Annotated in this window: 16 protein-coding genes; 15 read left to right on the top strand and 1 reads right to left on the bottom strand. The window is 45.6% G+C overall.

Annotation, left to right across the window (positions count from 1 at the left end):
* From MSA64_RS10625 to MSA64_RS10600, 6 genes are all read left to right on the top strand, one after another.
* Nucleotides 1–1053 (top strand): ATP-binding protein (locus MSA64_RS10625; RefSeq protein ID WP_287891569.1); only part of this gene is annotated, 1053 nt, incomplete at its 5' end.
* A 321-nt stretch (nt 1054–1374) separates the two neighbouring features.
* The gene (locus MSA64_RS10620) at nt 1375–2877 is read left to right on the top strand and encodes a serine hydrolase domain-containing protein (protein ID WP_277663863.1); all 1503 of its coding nucleotides are present in this window, start codon (nt 1375–1377) and stop codon (nt 2875–2877) included.
* 172 nt (nt 2878–3049) lie between these two features.
* Complete coding sequence (locus MSA64_RS10615; protein ID WP_287891568.1) at nt 3050–4741, top strand: putative bifunctional diguanylate cyclase/phosphodiesterase; 1692 nt, start codon at nt 3050–3052, stop codon at nt 4739–4741.
* Entirely contained in the window at nt 4738–7092 is a 2355-nt protein-coding gene (locus tag MSA64_RS10610) for a LuxR C-terminal-related transcriptional regulator (protein WP_287891567.1), read from the top strand. The genes MSA64_RS10615 and MSA64_RS10610 overlap by 4 nt, the downstream gene beginning before the upstream one ends.
* 184 nt (nt 7093–7276) lie before the next feature.
* Entirely contained in the window at nt 7277–8017 is a 741-nt protein-coding gene (locus MSA64_RS10605; RefSeq protein WP_118573943.1) for a peptidylprolyl isomerase, read from the top strand.
* Between the two features lie 198 nt (nt 8018–8215).
* Nucleotides 8216–9658 (top strand): L,D-transpeptidase family protein, encoded by a 1443-nt coding sequence (locus tag MSA64_RS10600; protein WP_287891566.1) that lies wholly within the window; start codon nt 8216–8218, stop codon nt 9656–9658.
* Between the two features lie 351 nt (nt 9659–10009).
* On the opposite strand, the gene fliB is transcribed toward MSA64_RS10600, so the two are convergent.
* Nucleotides 10010–11167 carry a flagellin lysine-N-methylase gene (gene fliB, locus MSA64_RS10595; RefSeq protein ID WP_277663859.1) on the bottom strand — a complete coding sequence of 386 codons (1158 nt, stop codon included), beginning with the start codon at nt 11165–11167 and terminating at the stop codon, nt 10010–10012.
* A 149-nt stretch (nt 11168–11316) separates the two neighbouring features.
* Here fliB and MSA64_RS10590 point away from each other — a divergent pair, with 149 nt between their 5' ends.
* From MSA64_RS10590 to MSA64_RS10550, 9 genes are all read left to right on the top strand, one after another.
* Complete coding sequence (locus MSA64_RS10590; RefSeq protein ID WP_154432865.1) at nt 11317–12282, top strand: diacylglycerol/lipid kinase family protein; 966 nt, start codon at nt 11317–11319, stop codon at nt 12280–12282.
* Nucleotides 12283–12309: 27 nt separating this feature from the next.
* Nucleotides 12310–13368, top strand: a complete 1059-nt coding sequence (locus MSA64_RS10585) for an ethanolamine utilization protein EutH (protein WP_287891565.1) — start codon at nt 12310–12312, stop codon at nt 13366–13368.
* A gap of 137 nt (nt 13369–13505) precedes the next feature.
* Nucleotides 13506–14228: a CpsB/CapC family capsule biosynthesis tyrosine phosphatase gene (locus MSA64_RS10580; RefSeq protein ID WP_287891564.1), complete on the top strand. Its 723-nt coding sequence runs from the start codon at nt 13506–13508 to the stop codon at nt 14226–14228.
* 10 nt (nt 14229–14238) lie between these two features.
* A complete protein-coding gene (locus tag MSA64_RS10575; protein WP_118567341.1) occupies nt 14239–14973 on the top strand; it encodes a YveK family protein in 735 nt (244 codons plus the stop codon).
* 6 nt (nt 14974–14979) lie between these two features.
* Nucleotides 14980–15687: a CpsD/CapB family tyrosine-protein kinase gene (locus tag MSA64_RS10570; RefSeq protein WP_287891563.1), complete on the top strand. Its 708-nt coding sequence runs from the start codon at nt 14980–14982 to the stop codon at nt 15685–15687.
* A gap of 12 nt (nt 15688–15699) precedes the next feature.
* A complete protein-coding gene (locus MSA64_RS10565; RefSeq protein WP_154432868.1) occupies nt 15700–16503 on the top strand; it encodes a hypothetical protein in 804 nt (267 codons plus the stop codon).
* 40 nt (nt 16504–16543) lie between these two features.
* Nucleotides 16544–17623, top strand: a complete 1080-nt coding sequence (locus MSA64_RS10560) for an LCP family protein (RefSeq protein WP_287891562.1) — start codon at nt 16544–16546, stop codon at nt 17621–17623.
* Nucleotides 17624–18176: 553 nt separating this feature from the next.
* Nucleotides 18177–18782 carry an ECF transporter S component gene (locus MSA64_RS10555; protein WP_022170784.1) on the top strand — a complete coding sequence of 202 codons (606 nt, stop codon included), beginning with the start codon at nt 18177–18179 and terminating at the stop codon, nt 18780–18782.
* A gap of 123 nt (nt 18783–18905) precedes the next feature.
* Nucleotides 18906–19835 carry a P1 family peptidase gene (locus MSA64_RS10550; protein ID WP_287891561.1) on the top strand — a complete coding sequence of 310 codons (930 nt, stop codon included), beginning with the start codon at nt 18906–18908 and terminating at the stop codon, nt 19833–19835.
* The last annotated feature ends 304 nt before the right edge of the window (nt 19836–20139 follow it).

The following is a 20139-nucleotide window of genomic DNA, read 5'->3' as shown; positions in this document are numbered from 1 at the left end:
GCAAAACCAGCTATTTCAGCGATGCTGCAGCACATCATCGACCACAAATGGACAGAGTCCAAGATGTACCTGATTCTTTGCGGCTCCTCTATGAGCTTCATGGAGAGTCAGGTGCTTGGCAAGGAAAGTCCGCTGTATGGCAGGCGTACTGGCCAGTTTAAGATTGAGCCGCTGGACTATAAGGAAACCGCTGTGTTCCACCCAAATCTGTCAGCAGAAGATAATTCCCTGATTTATGGAATCACGGGGGGAGTTCCCCACTATATTAATAAGCTGGATGTGCGAGATAGTGTGGATGAAGCTCTGCTGGATAATTTCTTTGACCGTTCCAGCTATCTGTATGAGGAACCGGGCAATCTGCTGAAGCAGGAACTTCGGGAGCCAGCCATTTATAATGCAATCATCAAAGCGATTGCAGAAGGTGCTTCCCGAATGAACGATATCAAGATGAAGGTCGGCGAGGAGAATTCGGTTGTATCTAAGTACCTGAAAACGCTGATCGACCTTGGCATTGCTAAGAAAGAAACACCGATTACAGAAAAACCGGGTAAGAAAACCATCTATCTGCTGGCTGATAACTTTTTTCGTTTCTGGTATCGGTTTGTGCCAATCAATATGAGTGCCATTGACTCTGGTAGAATTGCAAAGATCTATCCACACGCTGTAAAACAGTATCTTCCGGATTACATGGGCCTGATTTTTGAGAAGATGTGTCAGGATTACCTGCTCTATTATTCGGACAGTCTCCCTATTGAACTGAGTGAAATCGGCAAGTGGTGGGGTACGGACCCGAAGAAGAAAAAGCAGACACAGATTGATATTGTTGGAACACCCGTTGAGGGTAAGGACTATATCATTGGTTCGTGTAAGTACAGAAATGAGAAAATTGGTGTGGATGAACTCGATTTGATTCGGGATTATGCCTCAGTCTTCGGAAAAGGTAACAACTATTACTACTATATCTTCTCAAAAGGCGGATTCACAGATGGACTTCTTCAGGCACAAGAGAGAGGTGAAGTTCGGCTAATAACGCTGGAAGACCTTTACAAGTAAAGATTCCAACCAACCCTGCTAGTGAAAGCTGGCAGGGTATTTTATACCCATAAAATACTCATAGCCTTTTTTATGAAAATCTCTCTTTTGGTGTTGTCACTTATATTAGCGTTCACCGGCAAATGATATTATATGATATACTTTATTCGGAAAGAGAATATGCCTTGCTCAGAAAATGAGATTTGTGTGTCTTGTGAATTGACATTTACTATCAAATATGATATTTTAAACATATATATATCGGGGAAGTAATGTAAGATAAGTGGCAGGTACGACAGAATGCTTATTATGGAGAAGTTTGCGATTAAGGAGAGATAAAAAATGGGATACTTTAAAGATGTGACACCGGAATCAGTTGGAATCAGCTCCAAAGGAATTATGAAATTTCTTGACAGGATGGAACAAAATCAAATCGAACTACATAGTTTTATGGTGCTTCGCCATGGACAGTGTGCGGCAAAGGGATGGTGGAAACCATATGATGAAAAATTCCGCCATCCGTTGTATTCGTTCAGCAAATCGTTGACGGCTACGGCGATTGGTTTTGCACAGCAGGAAGGAATTTTATCTGTTGATGAGAAAATTGTCGATATTTTTCCGGAACTGTTGCCGGAACATCCTTCCGAATATCTTAAAAAAATCACCCTGCACCATCTGCTGATCATGGGATGCGGTCACGAGACGGAGATTTCGGACAATTCCGAAAACTGGATCTCTACATTTCTGCATCATCCGGTACTCCATGAGCCGGGAACATTTTATAAATATAATACAGCAGGAACCAACATGCTGGCTGCGGTTCTGCGGAGAAAGACAGGGCAGAATGTGACAGAGTTTCTGAAACCGCGTCTGTTGGAACCACTTGGAATCACTTCTCTGACCTGTGCATTGCTCGGCGACGGAACAGAGCTTGGCGGAGGAGGTATGAAGATGGTGACGGAAGATATGGCAAAATTTACGTATTTTCTGTCCAGACAGGGAGAGTGGGAAGGAAAACAGCTGCTTCGAAAAGAATGGTTCGAACGCGCCTGCCACAAGCAGATTGAGACAGAAGGCGATTCCGAAGGACATGTAAAAGACTGGGCACAGGGCTACGGTTATCAGTGCTGGATGGGACGATATCCTGGCTCTTTCCGCGCGGATGGAGCGTATGGCCAGTTTGGGGTTGTGTTCCCGGATCTTGATTTGATTGTGATTCTGACGTCATCCACAGAGCAGACACAGGAGGAATTGAGCGCACTGCAGGAGGATCTGATTCCCTATGTACAGAAAGAGGCTGGAGAGCTGGCACCGTCACCGCTTGCAGAAACTGTAAAAGAGTATACTGCACAGCTTGCTCTTCCACCACGCAGAGGAACGAGAAATCCTTTTATGGAGGAAAAAGTAAGTAAGCATGTGTATGTGTCTGTTCCGGTTCTGAACGACCGGCTGCCGGATTCTGCTGAAGTTCTGATTGGCGGAAGCGGGCTGTTTCAGTTTGAGACGAGTCCGATCCAGGAGATGCGGTTTGCTTTTGGAAGCGATAAGATGTACTGGAAAGTAGTGGAAGGTGGAAAAGAAAAGGAATTCGTCCTTTCTATGCGTAAGGACTTCGCCTACAGTGAAACAGACGGTCATATTTACGCAGGATCAGCTGCATGGCGTACCGTCAATAGCCTTGAGATGGAGATCCGGCGGATGGACGGCTTAAGCGGAGGTCGCATGATTGTCAGATTTCAGAAGGGAAATCTTTTGTTAGAGGCAGAGGATACGTTGATCAGCGTAGGTGGACTCGGCATTTCACCGCGTCAGGCACTGACGGTTTTCGGAATAAAAGAGTCCTGAACAAAAAGATGAGAAAAGACAAGGAAGAACTATTCAATTGGATAGTTCTTTTTTTCTTTTACGTTTGCTATAATTATACAAAAGGTGAAATTCAAGAAAGAGTGTGGGAAAATATATGGAAAAAGATAGGATAAACGATACAGAAAAAAGTTTTCTGTCCGGAAAAAAACGGATGGATAAATTAAAAGTACTGATGAAATATGCGGGAATCTCTGTCTTTGAGTATTTCCCGGATAGCGATCGAATGGTTCTGTATAATGAGCAACTGGAAGAAGAAAAAGGAATTATGCCATTTCTCGGTCAGCTGGGTCAGATATGTACGATCCATCCGGAAGATGTGCAGAAGATGCGTGAGTTTCTTCTCGGACAGACTCTGGGAACGGTGGAACTGAAGCTTCTGGAAAAGGGTCACTACAAGAGAGTACTTCTGGATGCATTGCAGAAGGAGGTAGGTGACCAGTCGGTGATCGGTTGCATCAGAGATATCACGGAGATACGGAAAAGAGAAGAACTTCTGGAAGATAAGGCAAGAAGAGATTCCATGACAGGACTGTATAACCATGATACCGGAAAGCTTCTGGTGAACGAGTACCTGCGGGAGAAACGGATGGATGCTTCTTCCGGCCTTCTGATGCTGGATGTGGATCATTTTAAAAATGTAAATGATGTGTATGGTCATCTGTTCGGGGATGAAGTGCTGATTGGATTTTCCGGATTTTTGCAGAGCTTTTTCCGCAAAGAGGATATTCTGATCCGTACCGGTGGAGATGAATTCGTCGTGTTTTTAAAGGAAATCAGCCGGGAAGCACTGGAAAAGAAAGTCAGTGAACTGGTGAAAAGAGTGGGAAAACTGACGTTTTCAAAAAGAGATTTTGTCATGAGCTGCAGTGTTGGTGTCTGCTTTCTGCCGGGAGGTTTGGGCGATTACAGTTACGAACAGCTTCTTGAACATGCAGATCTTGCTTTGTACCGGGCGAAGATTGCGGGAAGAAACCAGTATGCAGTAGGGGAAAAACTGATCCCTTTAGATACCGGAAACAAGGGAGAAACCGCAGTAAAACTGCTGATGGATGAGACCATGGAAAAGCGGGAGTTCGAGATCTATTTCCAGCCGAAGATTTCGTTACATAATTATAAGATTGTGGGAGCAGAGGCTCTGGTGCGCTGGCGAAGACCTGACGGTATCGTGGTGAGACCGGAACATTTCCTTCCGTTTTATGAAAAAAATGGAAAAATCGTGGAACTTGATTTTTATGTATTTGAACAGGTGGCCGCATTTCTGGAAAAAACAAAAAGAAGCGGAATCACACCGGTGCCGGTTTCGGTCAATGTATCAGCGCTGCATGCGGAAGATCCACAGACAACCAGACGGTATCTGGAGATTCTGGAAAAATATAAAGTGGATCCCGGGATGCTGGAGATGGAACTGAAGGAGACGGATACGATCCGGTATGAAAATATCAAAGATCTTCTGCGTTCTCTACAGGAGGCCGGTTTCCATACAGCACTGGATAACTTCGGTGTGGGATCTTCTTTTATTAATCTGATTGCAGATGTCCCGTTAAATGATGTAAAACTGGGACGCGGGTTCATGGAAAAGTGTGAAAAAGATTACCGTGGTATCGGTTTTCTGCGACAGATGATCGGGATGTTGAAAAGCCTCGGTTTCCAGGTTCTCTGTGAAGGCGTGGAATCGGCAAGACAGGTAGAGGTACTGAAAACTTCCGGGTGCGATCATGTACAGGGGAACTGGTTTTCCATGCCGCTGAGTGCAAAAGAATTTGAAAAAATGTTGTTCCTTCCCGGCGAAATATTCTGCCGTTGCAGAAAAAATGAAGAACATAGTACAGGGGGAGAAGCATGATGAGAACAACTGGAGACGTATATCTGTGGCCGGCAGCGGCCGAAAAAAAATTACGGATGGCGTATCAGGCGGGACTTCCTGCTTATCTGTATGGTGTTACCGGCGTGGGGAAAACTTCTCTGATCCGGCATTTTCTCGAGAAAAAAGAATATTTTTATGTCTCTGCACTGAATACGACGCCGGATGATCTGGAGAGTGAAAAAATCACGGCACCGGTGATCGTGCTGGATGATCTTTACGCAATCTCGGATATCCGGCTGAAAGATGCTTATTATCAGAAAATCCAGGAATGGATGGAACGAAATGATCTGTGGGTGGTACTGATCTCCCGTGCCCCATTTCCGGCGTGGCTTCTGTCCCTTCGGATGAAATATTCTTTCGTAATGATCGGGGAAGAAGATTTTTGCCTGACAAGAGAACAGCAGGATGAGTATCTGGAAAGATATGGACTGCAGGTGTCAGAGGAACAGCTGGAAAAAGCATGGGCTGTGGGAAGAGGGAATCCCATGTCCCTGCGGATCTTTGTGATGGAAAACGGGAATCTGGAAGCCACGATGCGTACGGTCTGGACGTACCTGGAGAGTCATGTATATGATCAGTGGGATACAGAACTGCAGGAATTTTTTATGGATATTTCCATTGTCAAAGATTTTACGGTGAGTCTGGCGGCGATGATCACCGGAAACAAACATGTGGAGCATATGCTGGCACAGGGGATGGAAACCGGCAATTTTTTTGCAAAAATGGGGGAAAAAGACGGTGTCTGGCGTTGCAAGGATGCCATGCGCTGGTCTATGGAACAGCGGCTGCATAAAAAACGCTCTCCGGAACAGATCAGCCGTCTGTATTATAACGCAGGTCTGTATTATGAGATGGAGGGCGAGATTGCCAAAGCACTGGAAATGTACAAGGTATACGATGATACAGACAGTATCTTCCGGCTGCTGGTGGCGAATGCCAGGGAAAATGCAACTATCGGTAATTATTATGAACTGCGAAATTATTATCTGGAGCTTCCGGAGGATCTGATCCGGGAGAATCCGGTACTTATGATGGGAATGAGCCTGTTGCAGTCGATTCTTATGAATGTGGATGAAAGTGAGCGCTGGTATCATGAACTGGAAGAATATCAGAAACGGGCAGAGGGAAGTGATGCACGGGAAGCCAGAGGACGGCTGATCACGTTGGATATTTCCCTTCCCCATCGTGGCATCAGCGGAATGACGGAGCTGTTGCGGGCGGCAGGTGTCCTGATCACCGACCGGAAAGTACACATCCCGGAACTCTCTGTAACCAGCAATCTGCCCTCGATGATGAATGGAGGAAAAGACTTCTGTGAGTGGAGCCGCAAGGACAGAGAACTGGCCGTAAGCCTTGGAAAGATCATAGAATTTGTGCTTGGAAAGTATGGAAAAGGGCTGGTTCCGCTGGCACTGGCAGAAAGCTATCTGGAAAAAGGACAGGATGATTATGAGGTGATGGCACTGATCCAGAAAGGACGGATGCAGGCGGAAAGCGGAGGAAAAATCGAACAGGTCTTCGTAGCAAATGGACTCCTTTGCTGGATGTATCTGATTCGTCAGGATCTGGAAGAGGCGCTTCATGTGATGCAGACTTTTCGGGAACGATGTAAAAAAGAAGCACCGAAGCTGATTGCGAACATAGATACATTTTTGTGCCGGTTGCATCTGTATCGGGGAGATACAGCGGAGATCCTGGCGTGGCTTGAGAGCGCACCGGATGAAAACAGAGAGTTCTATATTCTGGAACGATTCCGATATGTAACAAAGGTGCGTGTCTATCTGCAACAGGGAAGATACGAGGCAGCATATAATTTGTTACAGCAGCTGCTCTACTATGCAAAAGAGATGGAACGGACATATATCCGGATAGAAAGTACGTTACTTCTGGCAGTGACCTGTTATAAGATGGATCGGAAAGAGTGGAAGAATCTGTTGCAGGAGGCTGTCAGCGAAGCTGAATCCTATCATTTTGTCAGGATCCTGACAAAAGAGGCTGGTCTGTGGCTGCCCCTTCTGAAAAAAAGCAGGGAAGAGATATACTGGACCGATCCACACTTTCACAGACAGGTGCTGGAAGAAGGAAAAAGGATGGCGCAGATGTACCCTGGATATCTCAGAATAAAAGCAGAGGGAGAAGTCACACTTTCCGATACCGCACGGAAGATTCTGCGGATGCAGGCAGAGGGAGATTCCATGAACAAGATAGCCGGACAGCTGGGGTTGGCGGAAGTGACGGTGAAGTATCATTGTCGGGAAACCTACCGGAAACTCGGTGTGAACGGAAAAGCAGCGGCGGTGAATGAAGCAAGAAAACGAAAACTGATTTAGAGTGTGTGTGAAAAATCATGCACTTCATGGCCTGCCCTTGCATATTTTGTCCTTTTCTTTTATAATAAAACCCACGCGACATGGTACGGGAAACAATTGTTATACCGATATCCCGTGGCAAAATACCTCGCAGGATCCGATACAAACAACATCAGCGGATCCGGAAAGCAAAGGAGAAAATATTATGGCACAGAACGTACTGGCAGTGGTAGCCGGACACCAGATCACCGAAGAAGAACTGCAGGCATTTATCGGACACCTGCCGAAGGAGCAGCAGGCATATGCATCCAATCCACAGTTTAAAGAACACTGCAAAGAACAGCTGATCACTTTCCATGCACTGGCAAAATGCGGAGAAGATGAGAAGCTTGATGAGACTGAAGAATATAAAAAAGGAATGGAAAATGCAAGACAGGATATCCTGGTACAGATGGTATTAAAAGAGACTATCGAGAGTGTCAGTGTATCTGATGAGGAAGTGAAAGATTACTATGAACAGAACAAAGCACAGTTTGTAAAAGGAGCTACGGTAAATGCAAAGCATATCCTGACCGATTCCGAAGAGAAATGTGCAGCTATTCTGGAATCCATCGTGAACGGGGAAAAGACTTTTGAAGAAGCGGCAAAAGAATCCTCCACCTGCCCATCCGGTGCACAGGGCGGTGACCTGGGTGAATTCGGAAAAGGCCAGATGGTGAAAGAATTCGAAGACGCAGCCTTCCAGGCAGAACCGGGACATGTGGTAGGACCGGTAAAAACTCAGTTTGGTTATCATCTGATCAAGGTTGAGAAGAAAAACGAAGCCAAAGAAGCCGGATTTGCTGAAGTAAAGGATCCGATCCGTGCAGAACTTCTGAAGAGAAAACAGGACCAGGCATACCTGGCGAAAGTGAAAGAACTGAAAGAGAAATATGTACAGAAATAATCTGATAAATTTCAGTCTGCAGAAAGATTCGTCAACCTGTAAAAAAGCGTTCTATGAAGAAAGAAAATTGTTATATTTTCATTATTTCTTTTTCATAAATGTATAGTATAATAAGCGTGACTGTGAAGACATTGAACAGTTACGGATCTAGACAGATGATGTCAGAACAACAGAAAAAAGGGCAGGGAAGAAAGACGAATGAAGAGTAAAAAAAAGTCAAAAAAAATATATATCATCCTGCTGGTTGTCTGCCTGCTTGTTATGGCGGGACTGGTAGCAGGATTGTTTGGTTATGCACACTATATGGGAACAAAAACCATGGGAAGCCGGATCAAGATTTTTGGCGAGGATGTATCCGGACGCAGTGTGGAAGAGACGGCAGGGATGCTGGCAGATGATTTTAAGAAAGTACCGGTTACTTTTCAGGAAAACGGGGAAACGGATTATCAGACCACGCTCGGTGATCTTGGTTACAGCATCAACGAAAAACAGCTGAAACAGGATCTGGAAACACTGAGAGACAAACGCTGGAAAGAAGGCGGTTTCTTCCCGAAACAGGAAGATCTTATGGTAGCTTATCAGGTAGAACGAAACGATGAGACATTTTCTGCAGCACTGACGGAGGAACACTTTCAGCTTTCCACAGACCGTGTGGATTCAACCGATGCATACGTGGAATATAACAGCGACCAGAGTGCTTATGTGATAGTCCCGGAGACACTGGGTAATCATATGGATCAGGCAGCTGTGGAAGCATATGTGGAGGAACAGATCCGCCCGCAGATTGAAGGGGATTTTCCGAAAACAGGACTGAACGTGGATATTACATCAGATCTCTACCGGAAAGCAGCTGTTACACAGGATGCTCAGGAATTACAGGAAAAAGTAACCACGTTAAATGCTGCTTTGCAAAAGTACAAAGGAGTTTCCGTAACGTATACATTCGGAAAAGAAACTCAGGTTCTGGACAATGCGACTATCTGTTCCTGGCTGGTGATTTCCGATGAAAGTGTATCCGTTGATACCGCACAGGCGCAGGAGTATATCAAGAATCTTGCCACAAAATACAATACTATCTACCGGCCACGTTCCTTCACGACTACAGGCGGTGAAGCGATCACCATCGAAGGTAATGAATATGGTTACCGGGTTGACCAGGAAGGAGAACTGACACAGCTTCTGGCAGATATTGATGGTGGGGCAGCTGTGACGAGAGAACCGGTATACAGTAAATCTGGCTATTCCAGAAACGGAACGGATGACCTGAACGGAAGTTACATAGAAGTCAGTCTGGAACAGCAGCACCTGTGGCTGTACAAGAATGGGGCACTGGTGACAGAGACTGATATCGTCAGTGGTCTTCCGGTAGAAGGAAGAGAAACATACCGTGGGGCATGGCCGATTGCATACAAAGCAAGTCCGTTTACCTTAAGCAGTGATGTGTATGGATATGATACCACGGTTACCTACTGGATGCCGTTTGTTTACGGACAGGGACTTCACGATGCCAGCTGGCAGACAAGCTTTGGCGGAGACACCTATAAAACCAAAGGAAGTCACGGCTGCATCAATCTGCCGCCGGATCAGGCGAAGATTATCTATGAGACAATCGATAAGGGATATCCGATCCTGCTGTACTGATGTGTAGTGACAGAATTATATGATGATGTTGGGGTCAAAAGGTATTTTGCCCCCTTTGATACCGGATTGTTCCGTACTTCGTACTCTCACAATCCTCAAAAACATTCGCAATTCGCTCATTTTTCTTTGAAAAATGGCTACTTACTCATGTTTTTGGCAGGTCCCAAGTTCAGAAAGCTTCCTGCAAGCAAGCTTGCGTCAGATTTCTGAACTTTTGACCTTGGTATCATTATATATAAAAAGCGTAAAAAAGAACAGGCGGGGATTGTTTTTGGACAATTTCCACCTGCTTTTTTTGCATATATATCAATAATTGGTCCGGAGGACCAATTTTGATGCCGGCAGCAACCATCAGATGCTACACAGTGTCATCAGATGTTCCAGTGAAAAGACCTCTTCCTGATCCAGCAGTTCTTCCAGCGTATTCAGGTTCTGATCCGAGTGTTCCAGTTCCCTGGAGAATCGGTAGCAGACGGACACCAGCTCCCCGGGTTCCGGCTTTTCCCGTTTCCGGGCATAGAGTCCCAGCACCAGCTCTTCGATGAAGAGTGTACAGATCACCGCCATTTTTCCTTTGGCAAAGATTTTTTCATCATATACAGCACCACAGAAATATGTATACAGCCAGTATACCAGCAACTGTTCTTTCTGTATCTGCCATTCCGGGAAAGTATCCTGAAAATCAAGGAGAAGTTCCATATAGGATGTTTCTTCCGGACAGGTGTGATACAAAGAAATCAGTGTATCCTTTAAAAAAACGGTCCAGTCCGGTGAGAGAACCTCCAGTTTCGGAACGATGGTTTTCCAGATCTGTTTCATCAGATCGACCCGATCCATATCCGGAAAACACCGACCGGAAATTTTCTTTCGAAAAGCAGAAGAGAAACCGGACTGTTCATGGCGTGCTCGGATCGTTTCCCAGGAAAAAAGTTCCTGTTTATTCACCGCCAGCTGAAAATCATGGGTGCACACCAGAAGTTTTGCCATCCGATATCGTACCGGAACATTGCGATCCTGAAGCACAGTGAGCAGATAATCTCTTGTATCCATCAGTGCGCTGAACAGAAAGTAATCAAAATCTTCATAGGTTTCTTCGGCAGTTTCTTTTTCAAAAGTTCGAAAAGTAACCGGGTCTTTTTGGGAGAGGATGATCCGTGCTGCTTCCGGACAGGAGAGGGACAGGGATATTTCCCGCATACCCTCGAATTCTTCGATGTGCCGTGGATATCTGCGGCAGGTATCACAGAGCATCCCGGATCCCGCTTCTATATACATATCACAGAGATTTTCTTCATTTAAAAATGCACAGCGATGCCCGTACTGGCGGAAGGCATGTTCTTTCCAGTTGATATCGTTATGCAGCCGATTCCGGAAAGATCCCTGAAAATGGCGGTATTTGCTCAGGCTTTTGTCATCGATCATAATCTGCCATCCCGCACAGCAGGTATCCGGACAGGCATCTGCGATACAGGAAAACTTTTTATAATAAGAAGGAAATGTAATTTGCATAAAATAAATAAACTCCTTTAAGATATGATTGGTGTTACAGATTATTATTAAATCCGGTAAATATTGTAGCACAGATTTTATCGATTGTAAAAAGCCTTTGGCTGCGGTACAATAAAACCATTGAGTAAAAAACAAAGGAAAAATAAATTATGAATAAGATACAGATTATTGTAAATAACGGTGCCGGTACCGGAAGTGCAGTGGCGGTATGGAAGGAAACAAAAGAATATTTACAGGAAAATAAAATATCATATAACGCATATCTGACCCGTTATGAAAAACATGCAGTGAAGCTTGCCGGACAGATCTGTGGAAAGATTCCGGAAGGACCCATCTATCTGCTGGTGGTAGGGGGAGACGGAACTATCAATGAAGTGCTGAATGGCATTACGGATTTTGACCGTGTCCGCCTTGGTGTGATTCCCACAGGATCCGGTAACGATTTTGCCAGAAATCTCGGAATCCTTCGGAATACCAGAGAAGATCTGCGGGAAATCACAGCCTGTATCGACCAGGAACAAAACGGAGAAAAACTGCAGCGGATCGATCTTGGGAAAGTAAGCTGGGAAGGGTGTGAGAAGCCAAGAATCTTCGGTATCAGTGCAGGTGCCGGTCTGGATGCGATTGTATGTAAGAAGGCGTTGCATTCAAAGTTGAAAAAGATCCTGAACAGATTTCACCTGGGAAAGCTGACGTATCTGATGCTGACAGTTCAGACTCTGTTTTCCATGAGAACCTTTCAGGCGAATGTAACGACAGACGGGGAAACAGAGAGTTATGAAAATATGATCTTTGCTGCCGCCATGAATCTGAGGGCAGAAGGCGGCGGGGTTCCGATGGCACCGGAAAGTGTACCGGATGATGGAAAGATTTCTCTGAGCAGTGCGTCCGGAATACCAAAATGGAAAACATTTTTCCTGCTTCCGCTGCTGGCAATGGGAAAACAGGGAAGAATCCGTGGATTTGATGTGAAAGACGGATCTGAGATCGTGATGGAACTGGATCAGCCGGTGGTACTGCATGCGGATGGAGAATATTGTGGGGATGTGCAGCATATTTGCTTTCATTGTATGAAAAATACGTTGTGGCTATTACACACATGTACGGAAAAATAATAGTAAGATGACGGGGGAGAACGAAAAATGGATAAGATAATGATGTGGGTGATGGCAATCTGTGCCCTGATCGGCGGCGTGGATCAGCTTGCGGGAAATAAGTTCGGTCTGGGCAGACGATTCGAGGATGGGTTTCAACTTCTCGGACCGACGGCGCTTTCTATGGCTGGGTTGATCTGTATAACACCGTTACTTTCACTGGGGTTGGAACATACGATTGTTCCGCTTTACAGGATCCTTCATCTTGATCCTGGGATGCTGGGTGGTGTGCTGGCTATTGATATGGGCGGCTATCAGCTTTGTAAAGAACTGGCACAGGATCCGGCAATCGGCCGATACGGTGGGATTATCGTGGGAGCAACCCTTGGATGCACCATTACTTTCACGATCCCTGTTGGAATGGGAATGTTGGGAGAACGGGAAAAACCATTGTTTGCCAAAGGGATTCTTGCAGGCTTATGCATGCTTCCGGTGGGAATCCTGACAGGTGGTCTGATGTGCGGTGTTTCTCTGGGAAAACTGCTTTTTCAGAGCATTCCGGTTCTGATTCTTGCGGTTCTTCTGGTTTTTGGAATTTCCCGGTTTCCGGACGGAATGATCCATGGGTTTCGGGTATTTGCAACGGTGATCCGCAGTGCGGGTACTATAGGAATTGCGCTTGGAGCATTTTCTTATATGACGGGTCTGCAGCTGCTTCCCGGCCTGACTCCTCTGGATGAGGCACTGAAGGTGGTTTCCTCAATCGGAATCGTTCTCCTTGGCAGTCTGCCATTTGCGGAAATTTTGCAGAGGCTGTTAAAGAATCCGCTGGAATGGATCGGAGAAAAAATCGGTCTTGGAAGGAACGGTACGGCAGGATTGCTGGTGGGAATAGTAAGCGCACTGCCGGTAATCGCAGATATGAAGCGGATGAACGAAAGAGAAATCGTCATGAATGCAGCCCTTCTGGTATGTGGCACATCTATGGTGGCGGCACATCTGGGATTTGTTCTCGGTGTGGATGCTCCGGCGACAGGAGCACTTCTGGCAGGAAAACTGACCGGAGGGATCGCCGGAGTCTGGATGGCATGGAGGATCATGAAATAAAAGATTACTGTCCAATCCGTGCCCAGCAACAATAAAAGATTCTGTTAATTTTTTTGTGCAATCTTTTGCTTGTCAAATATAAGAAGCTTTTGTATAATAAAAACGATTGCGAGCAGAAAGAACAGAAAGGAAAGTATATGAAAGGTTTGTATGATATCCACACACATATTATTCCTCATGTGGATGATGGTGCGGATACGATTGAAATCACAAAAAAGATCCTTCAGATGGAATATAACGATGGAGTGCGGACGATTTTCGCAACTTCGCATTTTCGAAGAAGGATGTTTGAGGCACCGATGGAAAAGATCAGGCAGCAGTATCTTCAGGTTCAGCAGGCAGCAAAAGAGATTGCACCGGATCTCAGGCTCATTCTGGGATGCGAGTTTCACGCCAATCTGAATATGGTAGAAACTCTGAATGCAGGGAAAAGACCAACCATGGGAGATACGCGGTTTGTACTGACAGAATTTTCCGAAGCACATGATTTTCGTTTTATTCAGGAAAGATGTTATGAGCTGATCAGCAACGGATATGAACCGATCATTGCACATGCAGAACGCTATCCGGTTATCAGAAAGAATCTGGAACATCTCGAACAGCTGGTGGATATGGGCGCATACATACAGATGAATGCGGACAGTATCAGCGGTGTGGAAGGCTGGGGTATGAAGAGATTCTGTAAAAAGGTTATGAAGCAGAACCTGCTGCATTTTGTAGGCAGTGATGCACATAATACAGGGGACAGAAAACCCCAGATGGGTCGTTGTGCCCAATATATGGAGAAGACTATGGGACGGGAGTATGCAGATAAGATTCTGATCAGAAATCCCCGTGAGATCATAGAGGAAGGAAGATAGGAGAAAGAATATGGAACAAAATCAGATGAACAACGATGAGATCGAGATCGATCTGAGGGAGATTTTCTCTGTACTGCTGAGTCACCTGGGAATCATTATCCTGTCCGGGCTTGTCCTGGGTCTGGTGGCAATCGTAGGAACGAAAGTATTTATCACCCCTCAGTATCAGTCCGTAACCAAGATGTATGTGCTGGCAAAACAGAACAACGATACACTGACCAGCGCAGATATGCAGACCAGTACCCTGCTGACAAAAGACTATGCAGAGATGATCCAGAGCCGTACCGTTACGGAAGCGGTCATTGCACAGCTTGGTCTGGATATGACACATGAACAGCTGGTAAAAAAGATTTCCGTATCCAATACGACAGATACCCGTATCATTACCATCAGCGTACTGGATAAGGATCCTTATATGGCAAGAGACATTGCCAATGCGGTGCGTGATACAGCCGCAGAACATATCAAGAATGTTATGAATTCCGAAGCAGTTAACGTTGTAGATGAGGCCAATATCCCGGCTGAAAAATACAGTCCGAGTGTTTCAAAGAATGGTCTGATCGGTGGTGTCCTGGGATGTATGATCGCAGTTGCCATTATCCTGATCCGCTTTATTATGAATGATACCATTCAGACAGCAGAGGATGTAGAACGTTATCTGCAGCTTAGTACTCTGGGAACCATTCCTCTGTTACAGACGGATAAAAAGAAGAAAAAACGTGCGAAAAAACATAAAAGGAGATAAAAAGCTGTGGAAAATGTAGAAATTAAAGTGCAGGAGATGGACTACAGCGGAACAGAAGCCTATAAGTCTCTCCGTACCAATCTCCAGTTTTGTGGAGAAGATAAAAAAGTGATCGCAGTAACAAGCTGTACACCAAATGAAGGAAAAAGCAGTGTGACCATGAATCTGGCAGTTTCCATGGCAGAAGCTGAAAAGAAAGTGATCCTGATCGATGCGGATATGAGACAATCTGCACCGGTGGGAAGAACAAAAGTGAGAAGTTCTGTAAAAGGACTGACCCACTATCTTTCCAAACAGGCACCTCTGATCGATGTGATCTGCTCCACCAATGTAAAGAATCTGAGCATTATATTTGCCGGACCGGTTCCGCCAAATCCTGCAGAACTGCTTGGAAGCCGTCATTTTAAAGCGATGCTGGATTCCCTCAAAAAAGTATATGATTACATATTGATCGATACCCCGCCTCTGGGAAGCGTTATCGACAGCGCGATTATCGCGGAAGAATGTGATGGTGCGATGATCGTCATCGAATCCGGTGTGATCAGTTATCGGTTTGCACAGGAGGTAAAGCAGCAGCTGGAAAAGAGTAACTGTCCGATCCTTGGTGTTGTTCTGAATAAAGTAGATATGTCCAGACAGGGCTACTACGGTAAATATTATGGCAAATACTATGGAAAATATGGAAAATACGGCAAGTATGGACATGAAGATTAAACAGAGGAAGGCGTGGAAAAAGAAATGAAAAAAGGTATCATAGCAATTATGGTGATTCTGTGTCTTGGACTGATGGGCTTTGTGGGCTTTATGAAGTTTTCGGAAGACAATACGCCGCCGGAGATCCAGTTCCAGGATAACGAGATCGTGTATACAGCAGGTGACAGCTATGACGGACTTCTGGACGGAGTGACAGCGACAGATAATAAAGATGGTGATGTGACAGAAAGCCTGGTTGTTGAGAGCGTATATCCCAACGAAGACGGACAGACTGCTACGATTGTATATGTTGCAAGAGACTCCCGCAACAATGTGGGAAAAGCAAATAAAGTAGTAACGTATCGTGCGGCTGCAGATGACCAGGCAGCAACATCAGATGCCACAGAGAAAACGGCAACAGATGAGAGTGCAGATGCACAGCCTTCTGTAACACCGGAAGCGACAGATACGCCAACTCCGACTCCGTCAGTGACACCGGATGCCGGATCTGACACGGAGGCGGCAAGCGCTGACACAACATCAGAAGATGACAGTGAGGAAGACGATTCCACAGATGATCTTTCGGCGGAAGCTCCGAGGATCAAACTGTCAACAAACCGTGTGACGATCAAAAAAGGAGAGTCGATTAACCGTATCTCTTATGTGGAAAGTGTAACGGATGATAAGGACAGCAAAGAAACTCTGTACAAGCGGATCGAGATTTCCGGAGACACATTCGATAAAGACACTCCAGGCACTTATGAGCAGACGTATTACGTCGTTGATACGGACGGAAACCGTTCCAACGAAGCAAAACTGACAATCGTGGTTCAGTAACGGAACTGTTGCGATGCGACAGTACAAATGAGGAAAAATTATGAAAAAACATTCATCAAAGAAAAAAGCTCTGCTGATTGCTCTTGCAGTGATCGTAGTTCTGATCCTGGGTGCGGTCGGAGCTGTTTACGGAGTTACTCATGGATTCTACAGATCCAGTAATTACACATCGGATGAAGATGCGATGAAAGACTTTACAAACGTAGGGGAAGATACAACTGCTGAAGATGAAGTGAATCCGGAAGATGCAACCGGAGAAGTTTTATCGGACGAAGAACAACGGGAACTGGATGCAAAACTGGCCGAGTTTGCCGATTCAGAACCGGTTACAAATGACGGAAATGTATATAACGTTTTGCTGGTAGGGGTTGACCGCCGTGACAAGTCCTGGGCAGGAAACTCAGACAGTATGATCCTGATGTCTCTGAATTATGAGAAAAAGCAGATCAGCATGATTTCTCTGATGCGTGATACCTATGTGAATATTCCCGGTATCGGTATGAGAAAACTGAATGCGGCCCATGCCAATGGTGCCGGTCCGCTGCTTCTGGAAACAGTGACACAGAACTACAAGGTTCAGGTGGATCGTTATGTATCTGTTGATTTTAACAGCATGATCGATATCATTGACAAGCTGGGTGGTGTGGAACTGACACTTTCCGATGATGAAGTGAGAGTTGCCAATAATTACATCACAGAGATGTGTAATCTGAGAAAGTTGGATCCAAACAGCTATTACTTTATAAAAGGTGGGACAAAGACCTGCTCCGGTATACAGGCAGTAGCCTATGCGCGTATCCGCTATGTCGGTAATGCCGATTATCAGCGTACCGAACGTCAGAGAACCGTTCTGACCAAGATGATGGAAAAGATCAAGGATATGAGCCTTCCGGAACTGTACAGTTTTGCTGAAGATGTTCTTCCGCTGGTAACTCATAACATCCCGGAAGATGAGATGTGGTCTCTGCTTGCGAAGTCTCCATCCCTGTTACAGTACAAACTGGTAAAAGACCGTATTCCATATGATAATATGTATAAAGTTATCTATGTGAAGAAACAGGATATGCTTGTTCCGGACTGGGAACAGACCATTGCAAAATTAAAAGAAACATTATATTAAAGATTAAAATCGGGTGGTATCAGAATCGGGAAAGATTCTGGTACCGCTTTTTTACGTCGCATAACGAGTAAAATTCGTGAGTCATAGTTTCTCTTGTTGCGTTGCATATCAATAATTGGTCTGGTGGATCAATTTTGATTTACGCAAGCAACAAGCGATATTCCGTTCCGGTATGTTCCGAAAGAAATACAATGTTTTCCGGAAATTTTTGTTGCTATTTAAGAAAATGATGGTATAGTAGAAAAGAACGTTATTCCTGTGTGAAAACGCATCAACCATTTTGATAATATTTTTAAAAACTTGGAAACGATGATGGTGCCGACCATTTACAGGCGGCAACTATGCGGAGGATCCATGAAATCTTATCCGAAGCTGTATGAATATGCAGATGTTATACAGCTGTCTGTTTGTATGTCTGTTATTTCACAGGTATCTGATGTTCAGTTTTATTCCCAATATTCTATAATTTAATGAGCCGAGAGACAGGGAACGTATAGCTGTATTTTATGGTGGTATGCCGTTTCATCGGACGGAAGAGGAGAAAAAAGAAACTATGAACAACACACATGCATCACGGACACGGTATCTGGTGGAACTGGCACTGATGGTGACCATTATTTTCGTTATGGCATTTACCCCGCTGGGATATTTCCGGACACTTGGATTATCTATTACGTTTCTGACGGTACCGGTAGCAGTTGGGGCGATGATTCTCGGACCTTTGGGCGGTGCGATCTGCGGACTGGCATTCGGTATCACCAGTTTTATGCAGTGCTTCGGTATGGGTGCTTTCGGAACCATGTTATTCAGCATCAATCCGCTGGGAACCGCAGTGGTATGTATCGTTCCGAGACTCCTGGAAGGATGGATCACAGGACTGATTTTTAAAGCGGTCCGCGGAAAAATGAAAAATGGTGCCTATCTGGTGGCGAGTCTTGCCTGCCCGCTTTTGAACACTCTGTTTTTTATGAGTGCGCTTGTGCTGATTTTTTATCATACAGATTATATCCAGGGATTTGTGACATCTCTGGGAGTGAGTAACCCGTTTACCTTTGTTGTGGCATTCGTCGGTGTACAGGGACTGATTGAGGCGATCGTCTGCTTTATCCTGGCAGGAGCAATCTCAAGAGCGCTGAGTGCGGCATTACACAGAATCTAAGCAATAATCAGAGGATACAAAAAAGAACATTTTACATGATAAGAAGCATGCCGGAAGATTTCGGGAAGGAAGTCCGGCATGCTTCTTGTATCAGGATTTCTATTTATCAGGAGAGTGAGAGTAATGAAGGGAATACGTGAAATAGCAATAACGGATATGCCGGAGGTTTCCATCGGTAATGTCCAGAGTGACGAGGCAAAAACCGGTGTGACTGTACTTTTATTTGATAAGAAGGGTGCGGTTGTCGGAGTGGATATCAGTGGTGGAGGACCGGCATCCAGGGAAACTCCGCTGACTTCTCCGGTTACAGCGGATAACCCGATCAACGCGATCGTTTTATCCGGCGGATCCGCCTATGGACTGGCAGCAGCAGACGGTGTGATGCGTTGCCTGGAAGACCACGGAATCGGGTTTGAGACAGGCTATGCCAGGGTTCCGCTGGTGTGCCAGTCCTGTATCTATGACCTGGGTTACGGAAGTGCCACTGTCCGGCCGGACAGTGCAATGGGATATGCGGCCTGTGAGAAAGCGCTGGCAGGCGGCAATCCTTCCTGCGGCAGTGTGGGCGCCGGAACCGGTGCTACAGTAGGTAAGATCTGTGGCATGGAGCGTGCGATGAAATCCGGTCTCGGTATGTATGCCGTAGAGCTGGGAGAACTTCGGATGGCAGCTGTTGTAGCGGTCAATGCACTGGGGGATATCTTTGATCCATCCACCGGAAAAAAGATCGCCGGACTTCTTACGGCAGATAGAACGTCTTTTGGTGACAGTTGCGAAGAACTCTGGAAGATGGGGAGGAGAGAGAATCTCTTTACCGGCAATACAACGATCGGAGCAGTGTTCACTAACGGAAAGTTCAATAAAGCACAGATGAATAAGATCGCATCTATGACCAGAAATGCCTATGCACGGTGCATCAACCCTGTAGGAACCATGGCAGACGGCGACAGTATCTACGCGGCATCCGCAGGAGATGTGGAAGCGGATCTGAATGTGGCGGGAACCCTGGCAGCATATGTGATGGAACGGGCGATTGTGGCAGCGATCCGGTAATATTCCACGAGGAGTTTTTCGTGAGCGAAGGTCACAAAAAAACCGGGCCATATCGCACGAATCTATGCGATCAGCGTAACTGTTCAGTACCTTCACAGTTACGAGCCAAAACGCATAAAAAATCACCTTCGGTGATGGCATTTTGGCTTGTATGTCTCGGGATTTTGACATATTCATGTTAAAACACCTCGCGGGACAGTGGCTACTGAATAGTTACCGATCAGCAAAGATTCGGTGTATCGCGCAGCGTGATGTCTGGAACGGAGTAAACAGTAACACAGACGGGATATCATGCGGACTTAAG

The organism is Oliverpabstia sp. (assembly GCF_022785585.1).
Classification (GTDB): Bacteria; Bacillota; Clostridia; order Lachnospirales; family Lachnospiraceae; genus Oliverpabstia; species Oliverpabstia intestinalis.
Note: the sequence above shows the minus strand (reverse complement) of the source record. Positions and strands in the feature narration are given on the sequence as shown.

Excerpts from the sequence above, each read along its gene's own strand:
- MSA64_RS10600 (WP_287891566.1), top strand. The coding sequence starts at position 8,216 with ATGAAGAGTAAAAAAAAGTCAAAAAAAATATATATCATCCTGCTGGTT.
- MSA64_RS10575 (WP_118567341.1), top strand. The coding sequence starts at position 14,239 with ATGGAACAAAATCAGATGAACAACGATGAGATCGAGATCGATCTGAGG.
- MSA64_RS10585 (WP_287891565.1), top strand. The coding sequence starts at position 12,310 with ATGGATAAGATAATGATGTGGGTGATGGCAATCTGTGCCCTGATCGGC.
- MSA64_RS10620 (WP_277663863.1), top strand. The coding sequence starts at position 1,375 with ATGGGATACTTTAAAGATGTGACACCGGAATCAGTTGGAATCAGCTCC.
- MSA64_RS10590 (WP_154432865.1), top strand. The coding sequence starts at position 11,317 with ATGAATAAGATACAGATTATTGTAAATAACGGTGCCGGTACCGGAAGT.
- MSA64_RS10560 (WP_287891562.1), top strand. The coding sequence starts at position 16,544 with ATGAAAAAACATTCATCAAAGAAAAAAGCTCTGCTGATTGCTCTTGCA.
- MSA64_RS10615 (WP_287891568.1), top strand. The coding sequence starts at position 3,050 with ATGGATAAATTAAAAGTACTGATGAAATATGCGGGAATCTCTGTCTTT.
- MSA64_RS10610 (WP_287891567.1), top strand. The coding sequence starts at position 4,738 with ATGATGAGAACAACTGGAGACGTATATCTGTGGCCGGCAGCGGCCGAA.
- MSA64_RS10580 (WP_287891564.1), top strand. The coding sequence starts at position 13,506 with ATGAAAGGTTTGTATGATATCCACACACATATTATTCCTCATGTGGAT.
- fliB (WP_277663859.1), bottom strand. The coding sequence starts at position 11,167 with ATGCAAATTACATTTCCTTCTTATTATAAAAAGTTTTCCTGTATCGCA.
- MSA64_RS10550 (WP_287891561.1), top strand. The coding sequence starts at position 18,906 with ATGAAGGGAATACGTGAAATAGCAATAACGGATATGCCGGAGGTTTCC.
- MSA64_RS10605 (WP_118573943.1), top strand. The coding sequence starts at position 7,277 with ATGGCACAGAACGTACTGGCAGTGGTAGCCGGACACCAGATCACCGAA.
- MSA64_RS10555 (WP_022170784.1), top strand. The coding sequence starts at position 18,177 with ATGAACAACACACATGCATCACGGACACGGTATCTGGTGGAACTGGCA.